Raw genomic sequence first — 15,992 nt, forward strand, 5'->3', positions numbered from 1 at the left:
CCCCGCCACGCGTCCGTCAAATGTTTAGCCAGCGGGTGTCCAACACCTCGTCACCCCGGCGAAGGCCAGGGTGACGGTGACCGCGCTAAGCCTTCAACCGCCACCCGCTCCGCAGCAGGACGTAACACGTCGATGCCAGCAACACGTTGATCGCCAGCAGCACCAGTGCCCCGGCGAGCAACGGCGAATCCGCCACGCCGATGAAGCCATAGCGGAACCCCGAAATCGCATAATGGAACGGGTTGAACCGGCTGAAGACCTGGAATGCCGGGGCCAGCTTGTCGATCGAATAGAACGTCCCCGACAACAGCGACGCCGGGCCGATCAGAAAGGTCCCGACCGCCGCGGACTGGTCGAACTTCTCCGCCCAGATCGATGTCAGCACGCCGATCAGCGACAGCATCGCCGTGCCCAGCAGGCCGAACACCAGCACAGCCCACAGATGAACCGGCATCACATGGACGCCGGGCCACAGTGCCATGACAATCCATACCGCTCCCCCAACCAGCACGGCGCGCGTCATCGCCCCGGCGACTAGGGCGATCAGCAATTCACCACTCGACAGCGGCGGCATCAGATAATCGACGATCGTGCCCTGCATTTTTCCGACCAGCAGCGAAAAGCTCGAATTGGCGAATGCGTTCTGCATCATGCCCATCATGATCAGCCCCGGCGCAATGAAATCGCCGAACGGATGGCCCAGGACTTCGCGTTTGCCGCCACCCAGCGCGACCGTGAAAATGACGAGGAACAGCGCCGTCGTGATGGCCGGACCCCAGATGGTCTGGAGCTGCACCTTGAAAAAGCGCCGCACTTCCTTGATATAGAGGGTCTTCAACCCGACCAAGTTGATATTTCGGATGACCGGCACGCCGGGTTCGTTCACGATAGCGCTTTGGGATCGGGTGTTCATATCAAAGCCGGTTAGGCACTCGGGCCGTTGCCCGCAAGGCGCAGGACCGGGGAAATTAGGAAAAAGCATGTCCTGGACCGACGAACGCATCGACCGTTTGAAAGCACAGTGGGAAAAGGGCCTGACCGCCAGCCAGATCGCCGAAGACCTGGGCGGAGTCAGCCGTAACGCCGTCATCGGCAAGGCACACCGCCTGGGGCTGCAGTCGCGCCCGTCGCCGGTGAAGCCCAATGAGCCTAAGGAGCCGAAGGTTGCTGCCGCGCCGACCGCCAGCGCCCCCGCTCCTGCGGCAGTGCCAGCGCCCGTCAAGACTGTCGCGAAGGTTGTCGCTCCGGTCGAGGTCGCGCGCCAGGCACCGCCACCGCCATCGCCTTTTCCACCCCATGTGCCAACCGGCCCCACGGGCGCGCAGCTTCGATCGGTCGGGCCCGGTGGCTTTCTGCGGCAGGGTCCGGGCGACCAGGCTCCTCCGGCAGCGCCCGCGCCGCCCCGTCGCCTGGTTCCCGCGCGGCCAAGTGCCGACATGGCGGGCAAGACGACATTGCTCGACCTGAACGATAAGATTTGCAAATGGCCGTTGGGTCACCCGGGCGAGCCTGATTTCCATTTCTGTGGCGTAACCGTGAACCCCGGTTTCCCGTATTGTGTCCAGCATTGCGGGCAGGCGTTCCAGGCGCAGATGCCGCGTCGCGACCGTCGTGCGCCACCGCCGATGCCGTTCGGCGGACCCCGCGTCCGGTAATCGAACGCTTATTTCCGCAAACAAAAAAGGGGCTGCCGATCGGATGATCGGCAGCCCCTTTTCGTTGATTAGCCTAGTCCGTTAGAAACGGAACGCCGCCGTCACACGGGCACTGTGCCAGCGAAAACGCTCGTCGCTGCGACGGAAGTCCGTACCGCCGGCACCGGCCAGCAGGAATGGGTTGGTCGCACCGGCGGTACCGGGGTTGACGCCCACGCGGGCCTTGTTGTCCTTCAGGTCGGTGTAGATATACTCAAGGCCGATCGAGAAATGCTCACCCAGCTTCTGTTCGACACCGCCGCCCGCGCTGTAGCCATAGGCGTTCTTGCTGCCATTGGTGGTAAAGGCGTTGCTGCCGTTGCTGGTCGTGAACGAATTGCGGACGCGGCCATAGGCACCACCACCGGTGGCATAGAACAGCGTCGAATCGCCAGCGACGTAACCGACGCGAGCGCGGACTGCGGCATTGTAACGCAGGCTGCGGGTCATCGTGTAAAACGCAGGCGTCGTGCTGAAGGCGCTGACGCTGTCGTTGATCTCGGCTTTGCCGAATTCGCCGACGACACCGAAGACCATGTGGTTGAACTGCTTGTCGAAGCCGATGCGGGCAGCATATTCGATGCCGTCCTTGTCGTTGCGACAACCGGTCGTTGGCGACGACGATGTGGCGCGACCGTTACAGAAGCCGGGCGAGAATGCATTTGCGCCGGGGGGCGTCGCGGTCGGAGCGGTGATGACGGTGTCGCCAAAGCTGCCATTGCGATCCCGATCGAACAGGATCGACGAGCCAATGTCATTGGGCTGTGCAGCGCCGCCGAACGATCCACCGACATACAGGCCGTCGAATGCCGCTGGGCCATCGGTTTGGGCGAGGGCTGGCGTTGCGGCCAGCGCGACGCCGATCAGGGCGACAGAAACAGTAAACGACTTACGCATTTGGTAGTACTCCGTTGATTGACGCAGCAGGAACGATCCCAAAATTGACTTGGACGCATTGCAAAAGGGAAAGATCTGCCTTGTGTCAAATTAGCCACACATCGGAACAACGCACACCGGGTTGCGCGCGAAACGACGGCGGCCCTATACCCGCCGCACATGACTGACTTGTTCAACAGCCCTCAACCCACGACCGGCGAATATGATGCATCGTCGATCGAAGTCCTGGAGGGGCTGGAACCCGTCCGCCGCCGCCCCGGAATGTATGTCGGCGGCACTGACGAGCGCGCGTTTCACCATCTCGCTGCCGAAGTGCTGGACAATGCCATGGACGAGGCTGTGGCGGGCCATGCGACGCGTATTGAAATGACGCTTGAGGCGGGCAACCGCCTGACAGTGACCGACAATGGGCGCGGCATCCCGGTCGATCCGCATCCGAAGTTTCCCGACAAGTCAGCGCTGGAAGTCATCATGTCGACGCTCCATTCGGGCGGCAAGTTCGACGGCAAGGCCTATGCGACGTCGGGCGGGCTGCACGGCGTTGGGGTCAGCGTGGTCAACGCGCTGTCGATCGAGACGGTTGTCGAGGTTGCTCGGAACAAGGAACTATATCGCCAGCGCTTTTCGCAGGGTCTTACCATCAGCCCGCTCGAAAAGCTGGGGCCGGTCCAGAACCGGCGTGGCACCACCGTCAGCTTTGTTCCGGACCCCGAAATCTTTGGCCCGGAGATGGCGTTCAAGCCCGCGCGGCTCCATCGGCTGGCGCGGTCGAAAGCATATCTGTTCGCAGGCGTTGAAATCCGTTGGAAATGCTCGCCCGGACTTATCAGTGACGACACTCCGGCCGAGGCGGTGTTCCAGTTTCCTGGCGGCCTGTCGGACCATCTGCGCGACCAGATCGGTAAGCGTGAGTGCGCCACCGCCGAGTTTTTCTCCGGGCGGCAGGATTTTCCGGATTCTCAGGGAAATGTCGGGCAGGGCCGCGCCGAGTGGGCTATCGCCTGGCCGCTGTGGAGCGAGGGCAGCTTCAGCTGGTATTGCAACACGATTCCGACCCCCGACGGCGGCACCCATGAAGCGGGATTGCGCGCCGCCATCGTCAAGGGCATCCGGGCGTTCGGGTTGCTGACCGGCCAGAAGCGTGCCGAGCATATACAACCCGAAGATGTGCTGTCCGCAGCCGAGATTATGCTGTCGGTCTTCATCCGCGACCCGCAGTTCCAAAGCCAGACCAAAGATCGCCTGACCTCGCCCGAGGCAGCGCGCTTTGTCGAGAATGCGGTCAAGGATCATTTCGACCATTACCTGACCGACAATATGGAGCGTGGCCGCGCGTTGCTGACCTTCGTTCTCGACCGCATGGACGAACGGCTGGCGCGCCGGGCCGAGCGTGAGGTCAAGCGCAAGACCGCCACCTCGGCGCGCAAGTTGCGACTGCCCGGCAAGCTGACCGACTGTTCGACCGACGATCCGGCGGGCACGGAAATCTACATCGTCGAGGGCGACAGCGCCGGTGGCTCTGCGAAGCAGGCGCGCGACCGCAAGACCCAGGCGATCCTGCCGATCCGCGGCAAGATCCTGAATGTCGCCAGCGCCACGGCCGAGAAAATCCGCGGCAATTCCGAAATCGCCGACCTGACACTGGCGTTGGGCTGCGGCACCCGCGACCGCTGCGTCCCCGAAAACCTGCGCTACGAACGCGTCATCATCATGACCGACGCCGATGTCGACGGCGCGCACATCGCGACCTTGCTGATGACCTTCTTTTTTCAGGAGATGCCCGAGTTGGTCCGGCAAGGGCATTTGTTCCTGGCGCAACCGCCGCTCTATCGCCTGACGGTCGGGGCAAAGTCGCTTTATGCCCGCGACGACGCCCATCGCGCCGAGATCGAGGCCAAAGAGTTCAAGGGCAAGAAGGTCGATGTCGGTCGCTTCAAGGGGCTGGGAGAGATGAATCCCGGCCAGCTCCGCGAAACGACGATGGACCCCAAGACCCGAACGCTGATCCGCGTCACCTTGCCCCAGGAATACGAGGACCGCGCGGGCGTCCGCGACCTGGTCGAGCGGCTGATGGGCAAGAACCCGGAACACCGGTTCAACTTCATCCAGGAAAACGCAGCGCGGGTCGACGAGGAAGCGATCGACGCCTAAGCTAAACCGTCAACGCCTCGACCAGCCCCTTGACCTTCTTTTGCCGCCATTGTGGAAGCGGCGCGACCAGCCAGTAGCCCAGCGCGCTTTCCACCGTGCCATACTCGACGACCCGGCCCGCCGCGATATCGCCCGCCGCCAGCATCACCGGCACCGTCGCTCGCCCCAGCCCCAGCGTCGCCGCATCGATGGCGAGGCCTGCATCGGCTACCATCAACGCGGGCGTCAGCGCGGGCACATCATCGCCACCCGGAGCTCCCGGCCAGCCGATAGGCCCGGCATCGCCATCGGCAGCCCCGACGACCACAAACCCGCGCGGTCCCACGGCAACGCCTTCGTGCGCGCCCGGCCCGCTGTCGAAACAGATGGCGAGGTCCAGGTTGGCCTCGGTGAAGTCCAGCCCCGCGTCGGTCGCCACCAGCGCGAAGCGCAACTCGGCATCGGTCTTGCGATATGCGGCCAGTCGCCCCGCCAGCCATTTCGCCGAAAGATCACGCGGTGCCGCAATCGCTAGTGATTTCGACGACTGGCCCGACTGCATCGCCCGCACCGCTTCCTCGAAATTCAGGAACCCGCGCCGCAGTTCGACCAGGCCGCCCTCTCCCTCAGGCGTCAGCTCCAGCCCCTTCGGCGTCCGCCTGAACAGCACCACGCCCAGCGTATCCTCCAGCGCGCGAATTTGCTGGCCGACCGCTGCGGGGGTCACCGCCAGTTCGTCCGCTGCCCGGGTGAACGACAAGTGCCGCGCGGCGGCATCGAACACGCGCAGGCCGTTCAGGGGCAAATGGGTGCGCTTCATCGGCCGATCCTCGTCATCGTGCCGTCACCGGCGTCGTCAATTGGAACCGTGGCACCGCGATGTCGAAGGTCGAGCCGTCTTCGCCGACCACCCCGAAACTGCCGACCATCGATCCGCTCGGTGTCGGCAAGGGACAGCCCGAGACATAATCGAAACTGGCACCGGGCAGGATCACCGGCTGTTCACCCACCACGCCATCGCCCTCGACCTCATGCTTGGCGCCCCGCCCGTCCGCGATGATCCAGTGGCGCGTCATCAACTGCACCGCCATGTCGCAGTCGTTCTCGACCCGAATGTGATAGGCCCAGAACCACCGCGCGCTGCCCGGATTCGACTGTTCGGGCAAATAGCTGACCGACACCCGCACCGTCAGCCCGCGGGTCTCGGCGGCAAAGGGAAACAGCGCTTTCACAGGCCGACCCGGGTCAGGGCCTGATCGATGTCGGCGATCACGTCCAGGGGATCTTCCAGCCCGACATTCAGCCGCAACATGCCCTCGACCACGCCCATCGCTTCGCGCCCCTCGGGCCCGACGCCGTGGTGCGTCGTCGATGCGGGATGCGTCATCAGGCTGCGACTGTCGCCGATGTTGTTGGAAATATCGACCAGTTCCAGCGCGTTAAGCAGGTCCATGGCCTGCCGCCGTCCGCCGTCGACGACGAAGGAAAAGATCGGCCCACACGCCTTCATCTGCGCCATCGCCAGATTATGCTGCGGGTGGCTGGGCAGGCCGGGATGCAGCATGACCGCCACCCGCCCGTCCATCGAGCGACCGACGGCCAGCGCATTCTCCGACTGGCGCATCGCCCGCAGGTCGAGCGTCTCCAGCCCTTTAAGGACCACCCACGCATTGAAAGGCGACAGGTTCGGACCGGTGTTACGCTGGAACGGCAGCAACTTGTCATTGATGAATTGATCGGTCCCGCACACTGCGCCTGCCAGCACACGCCCCTGCCCGTCCATCATCTTGGTCGCTGAATAGGCCACGATGTCGGCCCCGAACTCCAGCGGGCGCTGCAACACCGACGTTGCAAAGGCATTGTCGACCACCGTGGTGATGCCGTGCGCCCGCGCCAGGTCGCAGACAAAGCGCATGTCGACGATGTCCATCGTCGGGTTGGCGGGCGTTTCAAAAAAGAAGACTTTGGTGTTCGACCTGATGGCCCCGACCCATGCCTGATTATCGCGCGAATCGATCGTGGTCGTCTCGATCCCGAACTTCGGCAGCAACGTATCGGTCAGCCACCGACACGACCCAAAGGCGGCGCGCGCAGCGACGACATGGTCGCCGGTCTGCAACTGGCACAACAGTGCCGTCGTCATCGCCGCCATGCCCGTTGCCTGTGCCCGACAGGCTTCGGCACCCTCCATCAGGGCAATGCGCTCTTCCAGCATCTGCACCGTCGGATTCTGCAACCGCGAATAGGTCATGCCATCGTCTTCGCCCGCAAATCGCGCGGCGGCGGTCTCGGCATTGTCGTAGCAATATCCTGAATTCAGGAACAACGCTTCCGACGTCTCGCCATATTCGCTGCGTGCGGTGCCACCGCGCACGGCCTGCGTGGCGGGCCGCCATGTGGAGGTTATCGATCGATCCTGGCCGGTTTTGCGCTTCATCTGCTCGCTTTGCCGTCACGACAGGCATCAGGTCAACCGATGGCGCGCGCCAGCCGATCGATCAGGCGTTCGCGGGCAGCCATCACATCGACCCTGCGCCCAACGAAAAGATCGGCGGACAGGCGTGCGCCATTGTCCTTCAGGCTTTCGATCAGGCTACCCTCGGTCGGGTCGTCGCTCCCAAACCCCAGCTCCGCCAGTACCAGCGCCTCGTATCGCACCAGCCCGATCGCCCAGTCGCGCGCGACCGACGCCGCCGCGATCGCCGCAAGCACGCCGTCCAGCGCGGCATATATCCGTGGATAGGGATGTCCCTCTGCCAACGTCGCCGCCGCCAGCGCCGTCGTCCAGTCGAGCGCCATCGCCGCCAGGGGTTCCTCCTGCAACGCCGCGCGACTGGTGATCAACTCGACCGTCAACGCCGCCAGCTGATCCTCTGTGCGGGCGCGAAACTCGGCCTGGACGATGTTGCCCGCCGACAGGACGGGTCGCAACCGTCGCGAACGCCCGCCGCGGACATAGCCAGCCAGCAGCCCGTGTCCGGCGGTCAGGCCGCGCACGATAGCACCGTGTTCGCCGTGTCCGCGAACGGCACAGACGATAGTTTTGGCCCGGATCAGCACGCCCCCTCTATGGACAGCGCCGCGCCAGTGCGAAAGGGAACATTGCGCAAACCGGTCAATGCTAACAAAGCGTCAACCGGGCTATGCTAACGGCGTGCCAAGGGCGCTACGATGCCATTGGCCGGACAGGGAATACGAATATCGGCGGGGGTAACAGCCAGAGGGGACACGCGCGGCTCGATTTGCCGCCACCCATGGCTGCGCGCATCGTGCTGCCGGTGGATTTCGGTCGCCGCTTCGCGATCTTTGCCGATGCCGAAGAAGAGTTCGACTGGACCGCGCCGTTCGAACGAGCGGCCACGGGCACGTCGGCGATGGCCGCGCTGCCCACGGCCAACGCCCGATTTGTCGCCGCCGGTTGCGTCCCGACGCACATGGTTGACTGGCCCATCGTCGATACGCCCGCGACCGCCGCGATCCTGAAAGGGCTGCTGGATGCGGACCAGTGCGACATCGGCACCCAGCTTCACCCTTGGGTCAATCCACCCTTTGACGAGGATGTCAGCGACCATAACAGCTATCTCGGCAACCTGCCCGTCGCCCTGCAGCGGGCCAAGCTGTTCGCGCTCACCGACCGCATCGAACAGGTGCTAGGTGCGCGCCCGACCACCTATCGCGCGGGACGTTACGGCGTCGGCAGCGACACCGCCGCGCTGCTGGTCGAAGCAGGCTATCGCCTCGACGTTTCGGTGCGATCGCTGTTCGATTATCGCCGCCAGGGGGGGCCGGATTTTTCACAGCACCCGGTCTGGCCGTGGCGCGTATCCGAAACCCTGAACGAACTGCCGCTGACCGCCGCCTTCGTCGGACGGTTGCGCCGGTTTCCCAGCATCTATGACGGCGCGATCGGCGGGGTCCTTGCCCGGTCGGGCATCATCGGTCGCGTTCCCCTGACGCCAGAGGGGGTGCCGCTGGCCGATGCGCTTGCCGCAATCCGCTGCCTGCTCGACGACGGCCACCAGCTTTTCAGCCTGTCGTTCCATACCCCCAGCGTCGTTCCCGGCCACACACCCTATGTCCGCGACGACGGCGACCTGCGTCTGTTCTGGCAATGGTGGGACGGCGTGTTCGACCTGTTCGCACGCAACGGTGTGCTGCCCATCCGATCGACCGAGATCATGACAGCGCTTGAATCGACATGAGCTATGTCGTTCATCCCAGCAGCGACACCGTGACCGTCGACGTCGTGCCGTTCGCCGACGTTCCCGCCGCTTGGGAGCCCGCGTGGCGTGACCTTGCCCAGCGCGCGGCCGAACCGGCCCCTTTTGCCGAAAGCTGGTTCCTGCGCCCCTCGCTCGAACATTTGGCCCCGCCGTCGGGCGGTCGCCTGCTGGCCGCGTGGCAGGGGCCGACGCTGATCGGCGTGATCGCATTGGCAACCGCACGTCGCTATGGGCGGATTCCCACGCGTCATGTCCAGAACTGGCAGCATTATCACAGCTTCCTGGGGACGCCGCTGATCCGCAGCGGAGCGGAACGCGCCTTTTGGGAGGCCCTGTTGGCTGAACTCGATGATGCCGATTGGGCACCTTCGTTCCTGCATCTCTGTGGCATGGTCGAAGGAGGCCCGGTGCTGGCGGCGTTGCGTGACGTCCGCCGCACCGACATCGTCCATCGGGCCGAGCGCGCCTTCCTGCACAGCGACCTTTCGCCCGACGCCTATTACCAAGCCAATATCCGCAAGAAAAAACGCAAGGAAATCGGCCGGTTGCAAGCGCGGTTGCGCGAAGTTGGACCGGTGTCGTGCGAACGTTTGGCGGACGACGGGGCAATCGCAGACTGGACCAACGCGTTTCTGGAGGTGGAGGCATCGGGCTGGAAGGGGCGTGGCCGCACCGCCCTGCGCGACGACCCGGCCACCGCGCGCTTTTTCCGCGAGGCACTGGCGGGGGCGCATGCCGTGGGCAAACTCGAAATGCTGCGACTGACGGTCGATGGCCGGGCCATCGCGATGCTTGTCAACCTGATTACCGCGCCCGGCAGCTTCAGCTACAAGATCGCCTATGACGAGGCGTTTGCGCGCTATTCGCCGGGCGTGCTGATCCAGATTGAAAACCTGAACATCCTTGATCGCCCCGGCATTGACTGGATGGACAGTTGCGCGGTCGAGGATCATGCGATGATCAACAGCATCTGGGCCGAACGCCGCGAGATTGTCCGCGTGACCGTGCCGCTGAGGGGCAAGCGGCGGACGCTGGCTTTCAACGTTTGCCGTGCTCTCGAAAACGCCTCTGCCGCGCTGCGTGGGGCGGCATGACCGGCGTGACCGATCTGGACGCCCTGGCGGCGCTATATCCCGAACAGCCGGGCCGATTGCGCCACGACCTGACCGGCCACCCGCTGTTCGAACTTGACGCGCTGGTCGCGCTGGCGGGACGGATGCGAAGCGCCGATGTCGAATATAACCGCGGCGACTTGGCGGTCGGAGTCGATCCCGCTGCCGACATCTTCAATGGCCTGACGGTCGCCGAAACGATTCGCGGCATCGAACAAAATCGGTCTTGGATGGTCATGAAATTCATTGAACAGGACCCCACCTATCGCATGCTGCTGGATAACATCCTCGACGCGCTCATGCCCGTTGTCGGCGACGTGACCGGCCCGATGCTGAAGCGCGAGGGGTTTATCTTCATCTCCAGCCCCGGCGCGGTCACCCCGTTCCACTTCGATCCCGAACACAATATCCTGATGCAGGTGCGCGGCACAAAGGCGATGACGCTGTTCCCCGCAGACGATGAAGCCATCGTCGCAGGGATAGAACACGAACGATTCCATATCGGCGGGCACCGCAACCTGCCGTGGCGTGAAGAAATCGCCGACAGCGGCCGCGTCTTCGACCTCGCCGTCGGGGATGCCGTCTATGTCCCGGTAAAGGCCCCGCACTGGGTGCAGAACGGCCCCGGCGTGTCGATCAGCCTGTCGGTCACCTGGCGCAGCGCGTGGAGCTATATGGAGGCCGATGCGCGTGGGCTGAACTCGGTCCTGCGCCGCGCCGGGCTGACCCCGACTGCGCCAAAGCGGTTTCCGAATCGCAACCTGCCCAAATCGCTCGGCTACCGCATCATTCGCAAGGTACGGCGCCTGCTCGCCTAACTGGGCGCCACGCCGCTCGCGTGGAAATAATCGTAAAGCCCCTGCGCCATCATCCCCGACACGCCGGGCGCCTTGCGCAGGTCCTCAAGGCTGGCGTTCTTCACCGCCCGCGCGGTCCCGAAGTGCATCAGCAGCGCCTTTTTGCGCGCGGGGCCGATCCCCGGAACATCGTCCAGCGTGGAAGTCACCAGCGCTTTTGCCCGCTTGGTCCGGTGCGCGCCGATCGCAAAGCGGTGGGCCTCGTCGCGCAACCGTTGCAGGTAGAACAGCACCGGGTGATTCATCGGCAGGTTGATCTCACGCCCGTCGACCAGATGAAACGTCTCGCGCCCGGCGTTGCGATCAGGCCCCTTGGCGACGCCGACCAGCGGCACATCCTCGACCCCCATCGCGTCCAGCACGCCCTTGACCGCCGACAACTGCCCCTTGCCGCCGTCGATCAGCAGCAGGTCGGGCCAGGTCCCGTTCTCGCGGTCGGGGTCTTCGTCCAGCGCGCGGGTGAAGCGGCGCTCCAGCACCTCTCGCATCATGCCGAAATCGTCGCCGGGCACGGTATCGGGATTTTTGATGTTGAACTTGCGATACTGGCCTTTGATGAAGCCTTCCGCTCCCGCGACGATCATCGCGCCGACCGAATTCGTGCCCTGGATATGGCTGTTGTCGTACACCTCGATCCGTTTGGGCGGCCCCTCCAGCTCGAACAACTCGGCCACATCGCGCAGCAGTTTGCCCTGCGTCGTCGATTCGGCCGCCCGCCGGTCTAGCGCCTCCTCGGCATTGCGCGTCGCCTGCTTGACCAGTCGCACGCGGTCGCCCCGTTGCGGCATGGTGATCGCGACCCGGTGGCCCGCGCGTTCGCACAATGCCTCCTCCAGCAGCGCACCTTCGGTCAGCGTCCGGTCGAGCAGGATCGTCCGTGGCGGCGGCACTTCCTCGTAGAATTGCATCAGCAGGCTGGCGAGCACCTCCTCTTCCGGCACATCATTGGTATGTGCCGGGAAAAAAGCGCGATGCCCCCAGTTCTGCCCGCCCCGGATGAAGAACGCCTGCACGCAAGTCACGCCCGAGCGGCACGCCAGCGCGAAAATATCGGCATCGCCCACGCCGTCGGCATTGATCGCCTGCGACCCCTGGATGAACGTCAGCGCGCGGAGCCGGTCGCGCAGCATCGCCGCGCGTTCGAAATCCATCGCCGTGGCCGCACCCTGCATCTGGTCGCCCAGCTTGGCCTGAACCGAAGTCGCCTTGCCCGACAGGAACGCTTTCGCATCGCCCACCAGTTCGCTGTAATCCTGCTCGGATATCCGGCCCACGCACGGGGCTGAACAGCGTTTGATCTGATACAGCAGACAGGGCCGGTCACGATTGCTGAAGAAACTGTCGGTGCAACTGCGCAGCAGGAACAGCTTTTGCAGGGCGTTCAGCGTCGTGTTCACCGACCCCGCACTGGCGAACGGTCCGTAATAATTGCCCTTCGCCCGCCGCGCCCCGCGATGTTTCGAGATGCGTGGGAACTTGTGATCGGCGCGCAGCAGGATGAAGGGGAAACTCTTGTCGTCGCGCAGCAGCACATTGTAGGCCGGGCGATACCGCTTGATCAGCTGCGCCTCCAGCAACAGCGCTTCCGCCTCGTTGTTCGTCGTCACGATCGTCATGCCGCGCGTCTGGGAGACCATGCGCTGCAACCGGCGCGGCAAGCGGCTGACCTGCGTGTAGTTCGTTACCCGATTGCGCAGCGACCGCGCCTTGCCGACATACAGCACGTCGCCGCGCAGGTCGGTCATCCGATACACCCCCGGATTTTGCGGCAGCGTCTGCAACACGTTGCGGATAGCGGCGATACCCTCGTCCAGGTTGGGCACGTCGCCGCCCTTCACCGCAAAGGTCGCGGCGTCTTCGTTGAAGCGATCGGGGGATTGCGGCGCGGACATTGACCCTCCAATTAGGGACATGCGCGTGACGGGACAACGGGCGCACCCTCGAATCACAAGAGAATCATATGGCCGAAGTCGTCGATGTTCCCGAAACCAGCGACCGCACGCTGAACCGCATGGTCGGCGCGACGGTTGTTGTGCTGAGCGTCCTGCTGACCATCGGCAATATCAAGGACGGCAACATCGTCCAGAATATGCAGGGCGACCAGGCCAGCAAGATCGACCTGTGGAACGAATATCAGGCGACCAAGATCAAGGCACACCTGTCCGAAGACACAGCGACACTGTTGTCGGCAACAAACAAGCCGCAGGAAAGCGCCGCCGCCGCCGGTGCGGCCGCCCGCTATCGTTCGGAGTCGAAGGATTTGCAGGATCAGGCCAAGGCCGCCGAGTCAGACTATGACGTTCAGGGCCGCCGCGATGACCAGTTCGACCTCGCCGAAGGCTTCATGTCGATCGCTCTTGCCGTCAGCGGTATTGCGGCGCTGACCGAAAGCCGCAAGCTGTTGATGATCGGTTGGGCCGCAGCCGCTTTCGGACTGTTGTTCCTGGTCGCGGGGTTTCTGGAACTACCGATCCACCCGGATGTCCTGGTCCGGTTCTTGACGTAACGGTCGCCGGACCAGTCAGTTCAGGCGCGAAATCGCGCTGTCGATCAGTCCGCGATCCGCTGCCGCATCATGCGTCTGAGCAATCACAGCAGCCGCGACGCTAGCCGCCGTGCTGGCAGCCCGGGCGCGGACGTCGGCCACTGCGCTGCGTTCGGCAGCGGCAATCTTGTCCTCGGCCATCTTGGCCCGACGCGTGGTCAGGTCGACCGCATGTGCCTGCGCCTCAGCCAGCAGGGTCTTCGCCTCGGCCTCGGCATGGGCGATGATGGCCGACGCATCGCCCGCGCTCGCGGCGGTCTGCGCCTTTGCCGTCGCCAGCATCGCCTCGGCCTCGGTGCGAATTGCCCGTGCCTCGTCCAGCGTGCGCTTGGTCTCGGCAATCCGCTCATCCAGCGCATCGGTGATCTTCTTGGGTGCCTTGGCCACGAAGATCGCCAGCAGGATGAAAATCGTCAGCCCGGCATAAACCCAGAATTCGGGACTTGCGGGATTGAAATAGGACATCTCATGCCCACCCGCCACTTCGGTGGTCGCGGTCGTCTCTTCAGCCATCTTCAGCCCGCCCCGTTTTCAGCAGCGAAAGCCGTTCTGGCCGCGCCTGCGACCAGCGCCGCATCGGGACGACGCCCCGTCAACCGCTCGACAATGTCGGCCGCCGCATCGGCGGCAACGCCCTCGATCTCGGCCAATGCCCGCATGCGCGCACCCGAAAGGTCGGCATCGGCCACAGCAGCCTGCGCGGCCAGCACCGCATTGGCGGACGCCACCGCCTGCTCGACGTTCAGCGCCGCCTTGGCTTTCGCCTCGGCGACCGCGGCGCGGGCCGACTTATGCGCGTGGTCGATGCCCGCGGTATAGGTCGCGGACATCGCATCGGCCTCGGCCTTGGCCTGTTCCGCCGTCGACAGGTCGCCCGCAATCCGGCCTTCGCGCGCCTCCAGCGTCCGACCGAGCTTGGGCAGGGTCAGACGGACGATCCCGAAATACAGGATCGCAAAGAAGATCGCCAGCCAGACCAGCTGCGGGATGAAATTGTCGAGGTGAAACTGAGGCATCTGACGGGCTCGATCTTACGAAGAGAACGCCAGAGCCAGCGCAACGACGGCAGCGATCAGGCCAAGTGCTTCCGTCACGGCGAAACCAAAGATCAGGCGTCCGCCCATCTTGGCATCGGCTTCGGGATTACGAAGCGCACCGTTCAGATACTGGCCGAAGATCGAGCCCACGCCGATCGCCGCAAGACCTGCACCGATAGCAGCCAGACCAGCGCCGATAACTTTTGCCGAACCGAGATCCATGTTAAATTCCCTTTAGGTTGAAGTAGATATTAGTGAAGATTGACCGCGTCGTTCAGATAGATCGACGCGAGGAGCGCGAAAACATAGGCCTGCACGACCGCGATCAGCACTTCGAGCGCCGACAGCGCCACGTTGACCGCCAGTGGCAGTATTCCGAATACATACGGCAGCGCACCGAACGAACCGAGCGCGACGACAAATGTGCCGAACACTTTCAACAGCACATGGCCCGCCGTCATGTTGGCAAACAGTCGGATCGCCAGCGTGAACGGGCGGCTGAGAAAGCTGAGGAATTCAATGACGGCGACAAAGACGGCCAACGGAAAGAACGTGTCCTTCGGCCAGAACAAGCTGAAAAAATGCAGGCCATGCTTGGCGAAACCGACGATGCAGACCATCACGAACACCAGCACGGCAAGGCCCAGCGTGACCGCGATATGGCTCGTCGGCGTGAACGCGCCCACCCACGGGATCAGGCCCAGCAGGTTGCACGCCAGCACGAAGACAAACAGCGAAAAGATCAGTGGAACGAAGCGCTTGCCCTCTGGCCCGACATTCTCATCAAGCATCTTTCGGACAAAGTCATAGAGATATTCGACCGCCGCCTGCGCCCGGTTGGGCACCAGTTGCGGCTTGGCCGTACCGATGAACAGGAACGCGGCGATCCCGACCATCGCGACCAGCATCCACAGCGACGAATTCGTGAACGATACGTCATAGCCCATCGCGCTCATCGGATGGATCTTGACGATCTCAAACTGTTCCATCGGGTTTGCCATCGGCGTTCAGTCTTTCGGATCGGCGTCGAATTGCTTCGACGTCTGCATGGCGCGACGGGTCCCGGCCGCAAAGCCAAGCAGGAGGAAAACAATCATCGCCCACGGGCGGGTCTGGAAATAGCCGTCGATCAAATAACCGATAAAGGTCGTGACCAGAATCGTGACGACGAATTCGGCACCAACCGCCCAGCCGCGCCCCTCGGCACGGCTGTCGGCAGTCCCGGGACGCGTCGCCGTCGCCTTCGCCGCAGCGATGCGGGAGTCGAGCGACTCACTTTCAGTATTGCGGTCGTCAGCCAAAAAGCGCCCCGTGTATGCGAAAAAACCGTCTGCAACTGATGCTGCGGCGGCTTGGCTGGGCGTTTAGGAAAGCACCCGCTTCAAGTCAACCGCGGTGCAGCAAGCGACTGGGAAAGCTGGCAGACCCGTCACCCCGGCGAAGGCCGGGGCCTATACGGCTGTCGGGAAAGGCGCATCCACTGAATAAACCCGTATA

Annotated in this window: 18 protein-coding genes; 6 read left to right on the forward strand and 12 right to left on the reverse strand. The window is 63.8% G+C overall.

The features are described 5' to 3' along the window. Positions 1–85: 85 nt before the first annotated feature. Positions 86–913, reverse strand: coding sequence for an ABC transporter permease (locus Q0R02_RS06510; RefSeq protein WP_293881802.1), 828 nt, complete (start codon positions 911–913; stop codon positions 86–88). 67 nt (positions 914–980) lie between these two features. On the opposite strand from Q0R02_RS06510, the gene Q0R02_RS06515 reads away from it, so the two are divergent. Beyond that, the gene (locus tag Q0R02_RS06515) at positions 981–1,655 is read left to right on the forward strand and encodes a GcrA family cell cycle regulator (protein WP_293881803.1); all 675 of its coding nucleotides are present in this window, start codon (positions 981–983) and stop codon (positions 1,653–1,655) included. A gap of 81 nt (positions 1,656–1,736) precedes the next feature. Here the strand turns inward: Q0R02_RS06515 and Q0R02_RS06520 are convergent, their stop codons facing one another. Continuing rightward, complete coding sequence (locus Q0R02_RS06520) at positions 1,737–2,591, reverse strand: outer membrane protein (RefSeq protein WP_293881805.1); 855 nt, start codon at positions 2,589–2,591, stop codon at positions 1,737–1,739. Between the two features lie 159 nt (positions 2,592–2,750). On the opposite strand from Q0R02_RS06520, the gene parE reads away from it, so the two are divergent. Continuing rightward, the gene (parE, locus tag Q0R02_RS06525) at positions 2,751–4,742 is read left to right on the forward strand and encodes a DNA topoisomerase IV subunit B (protein ID WP_293881807.1); all 1,992 of its coding nucleotides are present in this window, start codon (positions 2,751–2,753) and stop codon (positions 4,740–4,742) included. Position 4,743: 1 nt separating this feature from the next. On the opposite strand, the gene Q0R02_RS06530 is transcribed toward parE, so the two are convergent. The 4 genes from Q0R02_RS06530 to Q0R02_RS06545 are packed head-to-tail and all read right to left on the reverse strand — an operon-like array spanning position 4,744 to position 7,781. Further along, positions 4,744–5,541: a LysR family transcriptional regulator gene (locus tag Q0R02_RS06530; protein WP_293881809.1), complete on the reverse strand. Its 798-nt coding sequence runs from the start codon at positions 5,539–5,541 to the stop codon at positions 4,744–4,746. A gap of 13 nt (positions 5,542–5,554) precedes the next feature. Further along, positions 5,555–5,953 (reverse strand): Co2+/Mg2+ efflux protein ApaG, encoded by a 399-nt coding sequence (gene apaG, locus Q0R02_RS06535; protein WP_293881811.1) that lies wholly within the window; start codon positions 5,951–5,953, stop codon positions 5,555–5,557. After that, complete coding sequence (locus tag Q0R02_RS06540; RefSeq protein ID WP_293881813.1) at positions 5,950–7,158, reverse strand: aminotransferase class I/II-fold pyridoxal phosphate-dependent enzyme; 1,209 nt, start codon at positions 7,156–7,158, stop codon at positions 5,950–5,952. Before Q0R02_RS06540 ends, apaG begins: the two co-directional genes overlap by 4 nt. Before the next feature lie 32 nt (positions 7,159–7,190). Further along, entirely contained in the window at positions 7,191–7,781 is a 591-nt protein-coding gene (locus Q0R02_RS06545) for a recombination protein O N-terminal domain-containing protein (RefSeq protein ID WP_293881815.1), read from the reverse strand. Between the two features lie 194 nt (positions 7,782–7,975). On the opposite strand from Q0R02_RS06545, the gene Q0R02_RS06550 reads away from it, so the two are divergent. Genes Q0R02_RS06550 through Q0R02_RS06560 form a run of 3 tightly spaced genes read left to right on the forward strand, consistent with a single transcriptional unit; the run spans position 7,976 to position 10,874 of the window. Then, positions 7,976–8,923, forward strand: a complete 948-nt coding sequence (locus tag Q0R02_RS06550; protein ID WP_293881817.1) for a polysaccharide deacetylase family protein — start codon at positions 7,976–7,978, stop codon at positions 8,921–8,923. After that, positions 8,920–10,038 carry a GNAT family N-acetyltransferase gene (locus Q0R02_RS06555; RefSeq protein WP_293881819.1) on the forward strand — a complete coding sequence of 373 codons (1,119 nt, stop codon included), beginning with the start codon at positions 8,920–8,922 and terminating at the stop codon, positions 10,036–10,038. Before Q0R02_RS06550 ends, Q0R02_RS06555 begins: the two co-directional genes overlap by 4 nt. Continuing rightward, complete coding sequence (locus Q0R02_RS06560) at positions 10,035–10,874, forward strand: cupin-like domain-containing protein (protein WP_293881821.1); 840 nt, start codon at positions 10,035–10,037, stop codon at positions 10,872–10,874. Before Q0R02_RS06555 ends, Q0R02_RS06560 begins: the two co-directional genes overlap by 4 nt. On the opposite strand, the gene uvrC is transcribed toward Q0R02_RS06560, so the two are convergent. Further along, a complete protein-coding gene (gene uvrC, locus Q0R02_RS06565; RefSeq protein WP_293881823.1) occupies positions 10,871–12,805 on the reverse strand; it encodes an excinuclease ABC subunit UvrC in 1,935 nt (644 codons plus the stop codon). The two genes, Q0R02_RS06560 and uvrC, sit on opposite strands and share 4 nt — an antisense overlap. 68 nt (positions 12,806–12,873) lie before the next feature. On the opposite strand from uvrC, the gene Q0R02_RS06570 reads away from it, so the two are divergent. Next, the gene (locus tag Q0R02_RS06570; protein WP_293881825.1) at positions 12,874–13,419 is read left to right on the forward strand and encodes a DUF4337 domain-containing protein; all 546 of its coding nucleotides are present in this window, start codon (positions 12,874–12,876) and stop codon (positions 13,417–13,419) included. A gap of 15 nt (positions 13,420–13,434) precedes the next feature. On the opposite strand, the gene Q0R02_RS06575 is transcribed toward Q0R02_RS06570, so the two are convergent. From Q0R02_RS06575 to Q0R02_RS06595, 5 genes are read right to left on the reverse strand one after another with little or no spacing between them, the layout of a single operon-like run. After that, a complete protein-coding gene (locus Q0R02_RS06575) occupies positions 13,435–13,971 on the reverse strand; it encodes a hypothetical protein (protein WP_293881827.1) in 537 nt (178 codons plus the stop codon). 2 nt (positions 13,972–13,973) lie between these two features. Beyond that, positions 13,974–14,474 (reverse strand): ATPase, encoded by a 501-nt coding sequence (locus tag Q0R02_RS06580; protein WP_293881829.1) that lies wholly within the window; start codon positions 14,472–14,474, stop codon positions 13,974–13,976. Between the two features lie 15 nt (positions 14,475–14,489). Further along, entirely contained in the window at positions 14,490–14,717 is a 228-nt protein-coding gene (locus tag Q0R02_RS06585) for a F0F1 ATP synthase subunit C (RefSeq protein WP_121154264.1), read from the reverse strand. 29 nt (positions 14,718–14,746) lie between these two features. Continuing rightward, entirely contained in the window at positions 14,747–15,496 is a 750-nt protein-coding gene (locus Q0R02_RS06590; RefSeq protein ID WP_293881835.1) for a F0F1 ATP synthase subunit A, read from the reverse strand. 6 nt (positions 15,497–15,502) lie between these two features. Continuing rightward, positions 15,503–15,796 (reverse strand): AtpZ/AtpI family protein, encoded by a 294-nt coding sequence (locus Q0R02_RS06595; protein ID WP_293881836.1) that lies wholly within the window; start codon positions 15,794–15,796, stop codon positions 15,503–15,505. Between the last annotated feature and the right edge of the window lie 196 nt (positions 15,797–15,992).

This window comes from Sphingomonas sp., assembly GCF_025353885.1.
Lineage (GTDB): Bacteria > Pseudomonadota > Alphaproteobacteria > Sphingomonadales > Sphingomonadaceae > Sphingomonas_O.